This is a genomic window from Nonomuraea sp. NPDC003707 (genome assembly GCF_053587055.1).
Genome location: NZ_JBSFNK010000071.1, coordinates 20,642 through 32,765, shown reverse-complemented (window position 1 = coordinate 32,765; position 12,124 = coordinate 20,642). Strand labels below are relative to the sequence as shown.

At 65.0% G+C, this 12,124-nt stretch carries 10 protein-coding genes and 5 pseudogenes; 10 read left to right on the top strand and 5 right to left on the bottom strand.

Annotation, left to right across the window (positions count from 1 at the left end):
* The 6 genes from ACWDRB_RS64680 to ACWDRB_RS64655 form a co-directional block, all read left to right on the top strand.
* On the top strand, nucleotides 1–681 hold a 681-nt coding region (locus tag ACWDRB_RS64680), incomplete at its 5' end, for a trans-sulfuration enzyme family protein (RefSeq protein ID WP_449912032.1).
* Complete coding sequence (locus tag ACWDRB_RS64675) at nucleotides 681–1,166, top strand: RidA family protein (protein ID WP_449912031.1); 486 nt, start codon at nucleotides 681–683, stop codon at nucleotides 1,164–1,166. The genes ACWDRB_RS64680 and ACWDRB_RS64675, both read left to right, overlap by 1 nt.
* 253 nt (nucleotides 1,167–1,419) lie before the next feature.
* Nucleotides 1,420–3,195 (top strand): BTAD domain-containing putative transcriptional regulator, encoded by a 1,776-nt coding sequence (locus ACWDRB_RS64670; RefSeq protein ID WP_449912030.1) that lies wholly within the window; start codon nucleotides 1,420–1,422, stop codon nucleotides 3,193–3,195.
* A gap of 63 nt (nucleotides 3,196–3,258) precedes the next feature.
* A complete protein-coding gene (locus tag ACWDRB_RS64665; protein WP_449912029.1) occupies nucleotides 3,259–3,399 on the top strand; it encodes a hypothetical protein in 141 nt (46 codons plus the stop codon).
* A 3-nt stretch (nucleotides 3,400–3,402) separates the two neighbouring features.
* Entirely contained in the window at nucleotides 3,403–3,636 is a 234-nt protein-coding gene (locus ACWDRB_RS64660) for a nuclear transport factor 2 family protein (RefSeq protein ID WP_449912028.1), read from the top strand.
* 86 nt (nucleotides 3,637–3,722) lie between these two features.
* Nucleotides 3,723–4,070, top strand: coding sequence for a nuclear transport factor 2 family protein (locus ACWDRB_RS64655; protein WP_449912027.1), 348 nt, complete (start codon nucleotides 3,723–3,725; stop codon nucleotides 4,068–4,070).
* Nucleotides 4,071–4,481: 411 nt separating this feature from the next.
* Here ACWDRB_RS64655 and ACWDRB_RS64650 read toward each other — a convergent pair.
* A pseudogene (locus tag ACWDRB_RS64650) lies at nucleotides 4,482–4,941 on the bottom strand (transposase); the annotation flags it as partial.
* Between the two features lie 50 nt (nucleotides 4,942–4,991).
* On the opposite strand from ACWDRB_RS64650, the pseudogene ACWDRB_RS64645 reads away from it, so the two are divergent.
* A pseudogene (locus tag ACWDRB_RS64645) lies at nucleotides 4,992–5,120 on the top strand (ISAzo13 family transposase); the annotation flags it as partial.
* A gap of 239 nt (nucleotides 5,121–5,359) precedes the next feature.
* Here ACWDRB_RS64645 and ACWDRB_RS64640 read toward each other — a convergent pair.
* On the bottom strand, nucleotides 5,360–6,004 hold the full coding sequence (locus tag ACWDRB_RS64640) for a hypothetical protein (RefSeq protein ID WP_449912026.1): 645 nt from the start codon (nucleotides 6,002–6,004) through the stop codon (nucleotides 5,360–5,362).
* Nucleotides 6,005–6,086: 82 nt separating this feature from the next.
* Nucleotides 6,087–6,701 carry a transposase gene (locus tag ACWDRB_RS64635; RefSeq protein WP_449912025.1) on the bottom strand — a complete coding sequence of 205 codons (615 nt, stop codon included), beginning with the start codon at nucleotides 6,699–6,701 and terminating at the stop codon, nucleotides 6,087–6,089.
* Between the two features lie 187 nt (nucleotides 6,702–6,888).
* Between ACWDRB_RS64635 and ACWDRB_RS64630 the strand changes: the two are divergent.
* Nucleotides 6,889–7,116 (top strand): annotated as a pseudogene (locus tag ACWDRB_RS64630) (transposase); the annotation flags it as partial.
* A gap of 80 nt (nucleotides 7,117–7,196) precedes the next feature.
* On the opposite strand, the gene ACWDRB_RS64625 reads toward ACWDRB_RS64630, so the two are convergent.
* Entirely contained in the window at nucleotides 7,197–9,017 is a 1,821-nt protein-coding gene (locus tag ACWDRB_RS64625) for a transposase (RefSeq protein WP_449912024.1), read from the bottom strand.
* Nucleotides 9,018–9,078: 61 nt separating this feature from the next.
* Between ACWDRB_RS64625 and ACWDRB_RS64620 the strand changes: the two are divergent.
* A pseudogene (locus ACWDRB_RS64620) lies at nucleotides 9,079–9,635 on the top strand (IS256 family transposase); the annotation flags it as partial.
* Nucleotides 9,636–9,644: 9 nt separating this feature from the next.
* On the opposite strand, the gene ACWDRB_RS64615 reads toward ACWDRB_RS64620, so the two are convergent.
* Nucleotides 9,645–11,744, bottom strand: a complete 2,100-nt coding sequence (locus tag ACWDRB_RS64615; RefSeq protein WP_449912023.1) for an ISAzo13 family transposase — start codon at nucleotides 11,742–11,744, stop codon at nucleotides 9,645–9,647.
* 47 nt (nucleotides 11,745–11,791) lie between these two features.
* On the opposite strand from ACWDRB_RS64615, the pseudogene ACWDRB_RS64610 reads away from it, so the two are divergent.
* Nucleotides 11,792–12,106: pseudogene (locus tag ACWDRB_RS64610) on the top strand (transposase); the annotation flags it as partial.
* Nucleotides 12,107–12,124: the final 18 nt, after the last annotated feature.

Sequence of the window (12,124 nt, the reverse complement as noted above, 5' to 3'; positions counted from 1 at the left end):
GCCGTCGCAGCGATCGCCCACCAAGGTGGGGCCATATGTGCGGTGGACAATACATTCGTCACTCCGGTGTTCCAACGGCCCTTGGCGCTCGGTGTAGACTGCGTGGTCCATTCCACTAGCAAGTTCTTGTCTGGCCACGGCGACGTCGTCGGCGGAGTTGTCGTCGCAGGCACCCTCCCTTTGGAGCAGTTGCGTCAGCGGCAGTGGGTGGAAGGCGCCGTACCGGCACCGTTCGACTGCTGGCTCGTCCGACGAGGACTGAAAACCCTTCCGATACGCATGCGAGCACACGCGGAAGGGGCCGCGAAGATAGCCGCCTACCTCAACGAGCATCCAGCAGTCGCAGCCGTGCACTATCCAGGCCTACCAGCCCATATACAACATGACTTGGCGAAGCGCACGCTCGACGGTTTCGGAGGAGTGGTGTCCTTCCGGGTATGTGGAGGGCGCTCGACCGCGATTGCAGTAGCGGCTGCGGTCCGTCTGTTCACCCGTGCCACCAGCCTCGGTTCCCCAGAAAGCCTCATCCAGCACCAGGCCACGGCACCCACCCACGGCACCGACACGACACTCGCCGACGACCTGCTCCGTCTGTCCATCGGCCTGGAACACCCTGATGATCTGATCGCCGACCTCGACCAAGCCCTAGCGCGTGCCACAACCACAGACAAGGTGCTTTGATGACAGTTAGCTCCGCGGTGCGACGCCGACTCACCGAACTGGGTATCACGCTCCCGCCGATACCGCCGACTCACGAATACGTCCCAGTCGCGCGATTCGGTCAGCTGGCCTTCATTTCCGGACATGCGCCATATTCGGACGGTGGTCACCAGTACCGCGGCCGGGTAGGCGAGGAGCTTGATCTCTCCGAAGGACGCGCTGCAGCTCGCCTGGCGATCCTCGGTTGCCTCGTTAGTCTGGAACAAGCTCTGGGGAGCCTTGATGAGGTTGAACGCATCTTGAAAGTCAATGGATACGTACACTGCGTACCCGGCTATGAGCCACTCCCCAGGGTCACCAATGCTGCGTCCGAACTGCTGATAGAACTATTCGGTACGGCTGGCCGCCACGCTCGCACCACCGTCGGCGTCGCCTCACTGCCAAGCGGCGTAGCCGTGGAAGTCGAAATGATCGTAATCGCCAGAGATGCTCGCAGCGCCGACTGAGCCACATTTCTTGCAACCATCCACTACGAGTACAGCGAGCACCTGTTTCTCTAGTCGGCCGAGCTGAGACGAACGGTCGGTGGCCGCGCACAATCAGGTGGAGCATCAGTCGGCCCCCGAGCATGGCGTTGTCGCCGGATTGACCGGCGAGGTGATCGTATGCTCCGGGCGGCGACGTAGCATGTCGTAGAGCCTGATCGGCATCACTGGCACCGGGCGCCCAGCTCTCCAGTATCCCGAATGGCGGAAGACGATGACGTCACAGAAGATATTTCGTTTCGGCGTACTCGGCAGCCTGGATGTCAGGCGTGACGGCGGGACGGTGGTCATTCCCGCGGCCAAGCAGCGGATCATTTTGGCCACTTTGCTGATGCGGAACAATGAGTTCGTGTCGCGTGACCATCTGATCGAGCGGATCTGGAACGGCGATGCCCCGACGGACGCACGTGGGGCGCTGCACACGCACGTTTCCCGGCTGCGGCGCCTGCTGCGTGACAAGGATGAGCTGATCCGCGGTCACCGTGGCGGCTACATTCTGAGTTCGGCGGCGGTCGGTCTGGATCTGTCGGAGTTCCGGGCGCTCACCAGCCGGGCTTCCATCGAGCGGGACGCCGCCAAGGAGGCCAATCTGCTCGGCCGGGCGTTGGGCCTGTGGCGGGGTCCCGCGCTGACTGACGTGCCGTCTGAGCTGATGCACGACCTCGACGTGCCCATCCTTACCGAGGAACGGATCGTCGCCACGGAACGCTTGGTCTACCTGCGTCTCCGGCTCGGCAGGCACGAGGAGACGGTGGTGCCTTTGAAGGTGATGACCGGCGAGCACCCCTTCCGCGAGAGGCTGTGGGCCTATCTGATGACCGCGCTCTTTCTGTCCGGGCGGCGAGGTGAGGCACTGGACACCTACCGCACCGTTGTCGCCCTGCTGCGCGAAGAACTGGGCATCGATCCTGGTCAGGAGCTCGTCCGGGTACACAGCGCCATCCTCGCTGAGGACTCCCGGCTAGCTCGGCTGCTGGAAGAGGTCCAGGCGGAGCCGCCGCCTGGACTGGAGACACCATCTCAGGCCCTCGAGCAGGTCGATCTACCCGAGCCGCCAGCTCTGATCCGGCAGCTGCCCTCCGATGTGGTCTTCTTCGCCGGCCGTTCCCGGGAATTGCGCATGCTGGATGATCTCCTCGTGGCCGGCGACGCTCAGCCGGCGATCGAGCAGTCGTCCCGGCCGATCGTGATAGCGGCGCTCACTGGCACGCGGCTGATCTCTACCGGCCAATGGCTGGCAGGCCATGCCCGAGATCTGATCATCGGAGTGGAAGCCGTTGAGGCCGAAATTGCCAGGATTGACGGCAAGGTCCATGGCGTGTTGCGGGTCGGAGCCCTCCCCACACTGGGCTACACCCTGCTCCCGTCCGCGCTGACCCATCTCGCCACGACTGCGCCCGAGCTCGATGTACGTGTCCAGCAACTCGAACCCGAAGAGAGCCTCGCGGCACTCGCCCGTGGCGAACTGGACGTCGCTCTGGGCGGAGAGTACAGCCTCGCCCCACGTCGAGGGGATACCAACCTGGACCGGATCGACCTGTACGTCGAGCCGATGTTCGTCGCGGTTCCCGCGAACCACCGACTGCGCGGACCGCACGTCGCCCTGGCGGATCTGCGCGATGACCGTTGGATCGCACCTGCTTCAGGCACTGCATGTGCCCTCGTGCTCGAGCGAGCCTGCGCGCTCGTGGGATACGAGCCCCATGTCATCGGAGTGTGCGCCGACTTTACCATGGCCGCCGCCCTCGTCGGCGCCGGGAACGGCATCGCCCTGCTTCCCGCCATTATCGCGCCCCTGATAGGGCGTTTCGGCGATACACCAAATGCGCGGCTTCTTACGGTATCCAGCCCTGGCATCGATCGAACCCTATTTGCAGCCGTACGCCAGGGCACCCGAACTCACCCTGCGATTGCCTGCTTTCTCGAGGCCCTGAGAAAGCAGCTCAGCCGCTCTCTGACGGCCACACCACAGCCTGGCTTTCTAGAATGACGCGTGACACGGAAATCGGCACTCGTCGAGTTCACCATAGGTGCCCATGAGATCAGCTCGCTCATGTCTGACTATGAGCTGATCTGCCAAACCATCGCCCGCAACAACCTCGCACTGGATGACCGCCGCTACGACGACTGCCTCGCGACCTACACCCCCGACGGCTCGATCGCCGGACGCACCGGCCACACGGCGATCCATTAGTTCATGATGTCCCAGGATCTGGCGAAGCGACCTGAGTTGCAGCGACGGCACGTCAACACCAACATCGTGGTCGAGGTCGACGGCGACACCGCCGAGGTGGCAAGCGACCTGCTGGTCTACGACAAAGTTGACAGCGGTGCATGGACACTCACCGCTGTAGGTCGCTACCAGGACCTCATGGCGCGCCAGGCCGATGGAAACTGGCTGTTCACCGCCCGCTCGTTGACGTTTCTGTAAGGCCCGATCAGTCGGGCTCTGAGCCATCCCTCAACACGCCAAGGAGAACGTCCATGTCTGACCACCTCGCAGCTGTACGCACATGGATGGACCGCTACAACCACGATGTTCGCCGGATGGTGAACGAGAGCTACGCCGATGACTTCACCGTCGTCGTTCCTGAGCTCCTGCGAATCGACGACCGCGATCGCTTCCACAGAGCCGAGCAGGCAGTCCTGGACGCCGCCCCCGACCGCCGCGGCCACATCGTGAACATGATCCCCGCGGGCGACCAGGTGATCGTGGAGGCCACCTTGACCGGCACAGACCCGAATACCGGAACGTTGTGGGAGACGCACTGGTGCGCGATCCTCACCTTTGACGCGGACGAGCGCATCGTCAGCGACCGGACCTATCTCAACCCCGCCGCATGGCCGGGGTGGGTTCACCGATAAGGGACCAGCACCTGCGTGATGTGCTGGCCTGCGATCCAAGGCGACAGCCCCAGGAGGCTGTCCTTCCTCATTGAGTTTTGCGGTGGCGATCACAGACAACGAGAAAGGATAGCCATGCCGGTCATTCGCGCTGGTTCTGACCTACCGCCAGGGGGAGCGTTCGATCAACCCCTTCGCCATCGTCGATGGCGCAGCCGACCTCATCGCGTTCATCGAAGACGTCTTTGACGGCAAGGAACGCACCGAGGCCCGCACCCCGATGCTTTCCGGATCGCTGATCCACGCCGAAGTACAGATAGGCGATTCGGTGCTTCTCATGGCCGACAGGCAGCCCCGGGCTGGCCTGTCATACCAGCGCTGCTTCAGGCTCTAAGGTGTGTCCAGTCAGTGGTGTATCTCGATCTTGTTTGATTAGCGGGTGGTCGGGGTCAGACGGCCTTCGAAGGTGATGGCGAAGGCGTTCAGGGCGGCTTTCCAGCGGGTGATCCAGCGTTTGCGGCCCTTGCCGGTCGGGTCCAGGCTCATGATCGCCATGTAGACGCACTTGAGCGCGGCCTGCTCGTTCGGAAAATGCCCGCGAGCCTTGACCGCCCGCCGGATCCGCGCGTTGACCGACTCGATGGCGTTGGTCGAGCAGATGACGCGTCGGATCTCGGTGTCGAAGTTGAGGAAGGGCACGAACTCGGCCCAGGCGTCCTCCCACAGCTTCACGATCGCCGGGTACTTACCGCCCCAGGGCCTCGGCGAACTCGAAGAAGCGCTCCAGCGCGGCGGCCTCCGTGGGCGCGGTGTAGACCGGCTTGAGCGCCTTGGCGATGGCATCCCAGTGCTGGCGGGCGGCATACCGGAACGACGCGCGCAGCAGGTGGAGCCGCCAAGAAATAAGGCGTTGCTTTCTGATCTTGGGCTCGTTGGAGTGGTATGGCCATCTCCAGCGACGTTCGCGACCAGCTCGAGCGGAAACTCGAGGTGCTGTTACCGCACCTGAACGAGCGTCAGCGGCGCCTGGTACTGGCGCAGGAGGCCCGGTTGCTCGGGCATGGCGGGGTGTTCCCGGACACTCAAGATGAGGATGAACGCGACGTCCAAGGCGAGGATGTGGCGATGTGAGAAGACCCCGGCAGCGTGAGCTGGTGGGGTCTTGGTGTGCGGGTTGGCGGCTTGATGTGCGTCTTGTCGCTGAGGTTGCCTGTTCAGAGGTTTCTTTGAACCATCACCGTCAGTAGGACTGAGTTATGATCGCGGACTTACAAACACGGACTCTTGCGTAATCACGGTTGGTCGGGGTTTTACCCGTCCTGCGGGGATTCCGGCCAGTACGGGACCACCTGCTGTGCGGCGGCAGCGATGGCGGCGCCATCGAGTTCGACGATGCTCAGCTCGATACCGCCGATGGGCCACTCCACAGCGAGTTCGAAGCTCTCCTGGGGCGGCGAGGGCCAAAGCCACAGCCCCATGGTCATGACACCTGCGTCCTCGTCACCGCTGCGCATGGACATGCCAGGGAACAGCATGGAAAGTTGCGGACCTGGTGGCGGATCCTGCGGGAGTTGTGTTCTGTCCAGACGTTGTCCGACGGTGGTGGCCTTGGCTCCATCCGCGAAGCGAACACCGAACCGTAGTAGTTGGTCCGGTAACGGCTGATCGGCCCTCATGCCAGTGATCATATGAGGAAACACAGAGAGCTGGAGGGCCTGGAAGTCGTCGGGGGACAGAGTTTGTCGCCTCGTGACGATGTCCACGTTTATCAGGCAGCCGATGCTGAATGCCTGGATCGTTGGCAAGGTGATGGCGGCATTTGGGGTGCGGGCCAGCGCCAGTCCGCTGACCATCACCGCGCCCATCTCGTCCGCCGGCGGAGCGGACCAAGCCGGCAATCCAGGCTTGGGTGGGCGAGTCGATTCTTCCTGAGCTGGCGGGGGTTCGAAGAACATATTTTCACCATACGGAACTCCTGCGGGCTGCGTGATTTACGGTTCATGGAGATGGCTGCCTAGAGAGCTTTAAAGGCGGGGGTTACGGCGGTTTGGTGTCGAGGCCGGTCTTGGCGATGAAGCCGCTGATCAGCTGGGGTCTGTACTGCATCTTCTTCAGCCGGGTCTTGATCAGCCGGGCGAGTTCGTTCAGGGTCTTCTTGGCCAGGTTGGCCAGGGAGCGCTTCAGGTGGGCCCACACGCCCTCGACCGGGTTGAGCTCGGGCGCATAAGCGGGCAGCTGAATGACCGTCAGCCAGGCACGACGCTCGACCAGCGCGCGCATCCGCGCGCTGATGTGGGTGTTCAAGTTGTCCCAGACGAGCACGATGGGGCCGCCCAGCTGCTGGTGGGCGGCATCCAGCAGAGCGATGTAGTCGGCCTCGGAGAAGGACTTGCGCTCACCTTTACGTCCCCTGCGCAGCCGGATCCGATAGATCAGCCGCGGCAGGTGCCCGGGCTTGGTGGCGATCAGCCCGGCGATCATCACCGTTCCCGACCCGCCACCGGACACCGTCGCCACCGGCGTCACTCCGCGCCGCCCCCAGCTGCGGCCCTTGGGTGGTCTCAGGCCTTGACCGGCCTCGTCTTGCCAACAGAGCCAGGCGTCCAGGTTCGCCGCGGCCCTTTTCCCTCCGGCCAGACATCGCTGCGCCAAGCGGCGATCCCCGCCTCGTCACGCTCGGCCGCGCGCGCCGGTTAGCGTCCACGGGAGTGGTGTACGGGTTTGAACCTACTCGTCACCTTGATGCCCGTGAGGGAAGATCGATGTGACATGAGGGCGGCCACTCCGCGATCCTTCACAGCTGTCGAAGGCATAAGAAGGAGAACGAGAAGTGGCCGCTATGGACATTCTGCCTGCTCAGGATGAGTGGTTCGACGAGACCCTGGCGCAGGCCTCGCCCGATGTGCTGCGCGAGATGGTCGTGCGGATGGCGCAGATGATGATGGACGCCGAGGTCGAGCAGCGCTGCGGCGCCGGCTACGGGGAGGTGTCCGACCAGCGCACCAACTCGCGTAACGGTTATCGGCGGCGCGAGTGGGACACCCGGGCGGGGACCGTGGCTGTTGCATTTTTGCAAGCGGGTGATTCACGGACGTTCGGGCCATTGAGGTGTCGGGTCCAGGGCCCTGCCGATCAGGGCCGCAGCTTTCAGCCGGTCAGGGCGGCTGTGCGCTGAGGTGAGGCCAGCCGGCAGAACTTGCCAAGATTGAGGACCATGGAGGCGAAGGTGAGCTCGGCTTGGCAGGCCGTCAGGCCGCGGCGGGCGAAGCGTCGCAAGGCGGTGCGGTCCTTGAGATGGCCGTTGACTGGTTCGACGGTGGCACCGCGCCGTTTGTAGAGCGCGGCACCTTCCTCTGTTACCAATCGGTTGATCATGAGGGTGGCCGGATCGGCGTCTGGGGACGGAGGGTCGTGGTCCTGACCGATCGGGGGCAGGTCAGAGCTCTTCCCGGGCGCGATGAGCCGATCTGGACCGGGGATCGTCAGGTTGTCTTGGGTCCAGTAGCCGGCGTCGAACAGCAGAGGGCCGATCCAGTCGGCCAGGCAGGGACAGCCCAGGTCGGCGCAGCCGCGCGGGTCGCCATCGGCCTGCGGCGCTGCTGCTGTGATGCAGCATCCGCTCAGCGTCGGGCATCGGCGCAGGCAGCGGGCTTGGTGGACCAGCAATGCCGCGCGAAGCGCCGCCCGGCTCATCGGCCGCAGTTGCCGTCGGTCGTTGAGGTCTTGGACGACGTGAGCGGTGAGGATCAGACCGTCGTCTGCTACCGCGAGTTGGGCGTTATAGCCCTGCACGGTGCCTCCGTTGCTGTCGTGCATCAGCCTGCTGTCGGGATCGGTGACATTGCGCCGGGCGACCGGGCGCTCGGTCTTGGCGGTGATGCCGCGCGGCCCGTGCCTACCCCCTCCCGGCACGGGCGACAGATCGGCTTGGGCGCCCTCGTTGGGAGGTGCGGCCTTACGCGCTTGGGCGGTGGCCAGTTCCCGCTCGGCCCGCGCCACCCACCGTTTGGCGCGGGCCACCTGCTGGCCGCGATTCTCATCGAAGCTGAATGGCCCGAGATGCGGCTTGGGGCCCTGGCCGGCCTCGAACCGCCGGATCTGTTCGCGCACTACGGCGATCCGCTCGCGTTTGGTCGCGATCTCCTGGGCCAGCCGGTCTCGGGCTGCTTGCAGCCGCGCTTCGGCGATCGCCACGGGGTCGGCTCCCACCGGGCGAGACCCCACGTCATTGCGGCCGGCCCGGGTCGCCTCCAGGAAGGCGTGTTCCTTGGCGACCGCGGACTCGGCATCCAGGCCACGCTCGGCCTCCTCGGCAATCACCTCAGTCAGCGCTCGCTTGATCCGTTCTTCCCGATCATGCCGAGCCCGCATCTGCCGCGGCGTCTCCTCACCACGATCACCTGCCCCAAGCGCGGCGTCCTCGGCCGCGTCCTCCGCCGCGGCCCGTGTGAGGATCTCATCGACCTGCTGCTGCAGCCACTGCCGACGACAGCTGGCCTTCTTCGCCGCGTTCGCGGCGATCTTCGTGCCGTCCACAGCGATGACCCCGAGTCGCCCCAATCCGGCCTTCGCGCAGATCAACAGCACCTGAGTGAACAGATCCCGCATCGCGTCTTGATGCCGCTGCCGGAACCGAGCGATCACCGTGTGATCAGGCACCTGCAGCCCGCAGATCACCCGCATCGCTACATCCGTCCGGCACGACCGCTCGATCTGCCGCGATGAGCGCACCCCGGCCGAGTACGCATAGATCAGCAGCGCCAGCAGCATCCGAGGATCATAAGCGCGGCGGCCCGGACCGCCCTGAACATACCGAGCCTCCAGCGCGGTGACGTCCAGATGTTCGACCACCTCGAGCAGCACCCAGACCACATGATCGTCGGGAAGCCATTCGCGCATATCCACCGGAAGCAGAAACTGCTGATCCCGATCAACCCGTTGGAAACCTCTCGCCACCCACTCATCCAATGATCACGAAGATCGCCGAACCCGCAACTCCGAAAGATCGTTTTCAAAAAGCAACAGCCACACCGTCGAGTTGGCCATCCCGAAGCTGCGGACCGGCACGTACTACCCGGAGTGGCTGCTGGAGCGGCAGCGGCGGGCCGAGCGGGCTCTGGCCTCAGTGGTGGCGACCTCGTATCTGCTGGGTGTCTCGACCCGGCGGGTGGAGAGGCTGGCCGAGCAGCTTGGGGTGACCAAGCTGTCCAAGTCGCAGGTCAGTGTGATGGCCCGGGAGCTGGATCAGATGGTGAGCGAGTTCCGCAACCGGCCGTTGGACGCCGGGCCGTACACGTTCGTGTGGATCGACGCGCTGACACAGAAGGTGCGTGAGGGCGGACGGACGGTCAACGTGCACGCCTTGGTGGCGACCGGCGTCAATGTCGACGGGCACCGCGAGATCCTCGGCATCGACGTGGTCTCATCCGAGGACGGGGGGGTTGGCTGGCGTTCCTGCGTGGTCTGGTCGCCCGCGGCCTGTCCGGCGTTGCCTTGGTGATCTCCGACTGTCATGCCGGGCTGCGCGATGCGATCGGCTCCACCCTGCCCGGCACCTCCTGGCAGAGGTGTCGCGCTCACTGGAGCCGTAAAGAATCAAGGTGTCGATTCTGTGACACGTGGGATGTCGTCGTGCGGTGTGATGGCGTTCAGGAGCGCGTCGGCGCTGGAGTATCGGGTTGCGGATCGGGTGACGGTGTAGCCGGTCTCCTCCAGCAGCGGGCGGACCCAGATCTTGGCGTTGCCGATCGTTCGCCGGCTCACTTGAAACAGTTCGGCTACGACCTCCCAGGTGCAGACTTTGCGCATGCCGAGGATGACGGCCAGGACGCGCTCGGCGTCGGTGATTTTCTCCTGGAAGATGCCTCCGCGGGCGCCGGCCTGCCGGTCACCGCCGCGCTGGCGATGCTTGCGCTGCTCGGCCTCGGCGGCCTGCCGCAGCGACAGCCGCTCGATCAGTGCGGCCAGTTCCGGGCGGCTCATCCCGGTCAGTGCCGGATCTCCGAGCAGCGCCAGTCGGTTCGGTCGTGTCGGGACGGTGTTGCTGTCCAGGAAGTCGCGGAGCGCACCGGCGCTGGTGAAGCGCAGCACGGTGGGGTCGATCTTGAGTTTGCGGGCGGCCAGTAGCTTGCCGGTCTTGGTGACCGCCTGACCGATCGGGGGCTGGCTGATCTCGAGCATCTCCGACAGGACGCGCTGGGAGCAGATCTGGCGGAGATAAACGATGGCGATCAGGACCTTGTCGGCGTCGGTGAGCAGGGGGCGTCCGTGGTTGGCCTTGGCCTGTCGGCGTGGGCCACCACGGATTTCGAAGTTGCGCTGCTCGGCCAGGGCCGCCTGGCCCGGAGCCAGGGATGCGGCCAGCTCGTTCAGCTCCTCTCGGCTCATCCCGGTCAGCCGGGGATCGGCCAGAGCGTGCAGGCTTTCGGATCGGATGCGCGCCCGGTCGTCGCATGGGGGCAGGTGCGGGTTGCCGTCTGCCGGGCCGATTGTGTAGTTCCAGGCGCCGCGCTCGGTATGCGGGACGATCGGCAGCATGCTCATCCGCTCGGCGGACACCGACACGCCCAGCGGGTAGGCGTTGGTATCCAGTTCGGCCGCGACGGTCAGCCCGGTGCGGGTGCGGGTCGCGGCGATGCTGTTGACCACGACCTCGTGGCTGGTCAGGGGCCTGCCGCGCCAGTTCATGGTGATGTGCGAGAACAGCCGGTGCTCTATCTTGTTCCACTTGCTGGTGCCGGGCGGAAAGTGGCAGACGGTCACCGCCAGCCCGGTCTCAGCGGCGAAGTCGGCCAGCTCGGCCTTCCATAACCGGTAGCGATAGCTGTTGGAGCCCCCGCAGTCCGCCGTGATCAGCAACCGGTTCGCGTTCGGGTAGTCCAGGCTGCCGCGGCCGCGCCACCAGCGCCGGATCGATTCCACCGCGAACGCCGAGGTGTCGTGATCGATGCCGACGTTCACCCAGCCCGTGTCGTTGACCAAGTCGTAGATCCCGTACGGGATCGCGTGCGGCACGTCCGGGCCGGTGAAGAAGAAGCTGTGGTCCTCGACCCGAACCGGATCGCCCTGGGGCCGCCACTGCCGGCCGGCGTTCGGCAGATCGCCCAGATGCTCCTTCTTCTTCGTGTCCACGCTGATCACCGGCTCGCCGTCCGCCTGATGGGCCTTGACCTGCTCGTTGATGTAATGGAACTGCGCGTCCCGGTCCGGATGCTGCTTGCCTTCCAGCGTCTTGGCATTGGCCTGCAGACTGAAGCCTTGTTTCTTCAACAGCCGGCCCACCGTCGGCGCCGAGACTGGATGGCCCTGCCCGGTCAGCTCCTGGGCCAGATCGCGCAGCGACTTGGTGGTCCAGCGCAGCGGCGACATCGGATCCCCGCGCTCATCCGGCTCCACCAGCGCCAGCAGTGTTGGCACCAGATCCGGGTCCTGAGCTTCGGCGGCCTTGCGACCTCCACCACGACGACGGACACGGCCGTCCGGCAGCGGATCCTCGCCGGCCTCCAACTCGAACACCCCGGCGCGGACCGTAGTTTCGGACACCCCGGCCACCACCGCCACCGTCCGCACCCCACCATGTCCAAGCAGCCGAGCCTCCTGCCCCATAACCAGACGCCGCTGCCGCTCGTTCAAATGCGGAAACAGCACCCTGAACCGCGAGACGAGCTGATCGCGGACCTCGCTCGGTATGCCCATACCAAGTCAACGAGCTCAAGATCGAAAAGCAACGCCTTATTTCTTGACGGCTCCACTACGCCCGAAATCTCGCGACCTGTGTCCCGAAGGCGGCTCAGCCATGGGTGTCGACCATGCTCCGCACCGTCTTCGAGCAGCCCGACGCCGCCTCGGTGCGGGCGCAACACCGCCAGGTCGTCCAAGCGCTGGAGGACAAATATCCCAAGGCGGCCGAGCATCTGGATGAGGCGCGCGAGGACATTCTGGCTTTCGCCGTCTATCCCAAGGCGGTGTGGCGGCAGATCTGGTCCAACAACCCCCTATCTGTTAACCGGCCTTCCAGCGGCCTGATCTGGGCTGTTACTGGAATTCGGCCCCGGCGATCTCGCAGGGGGTGGATC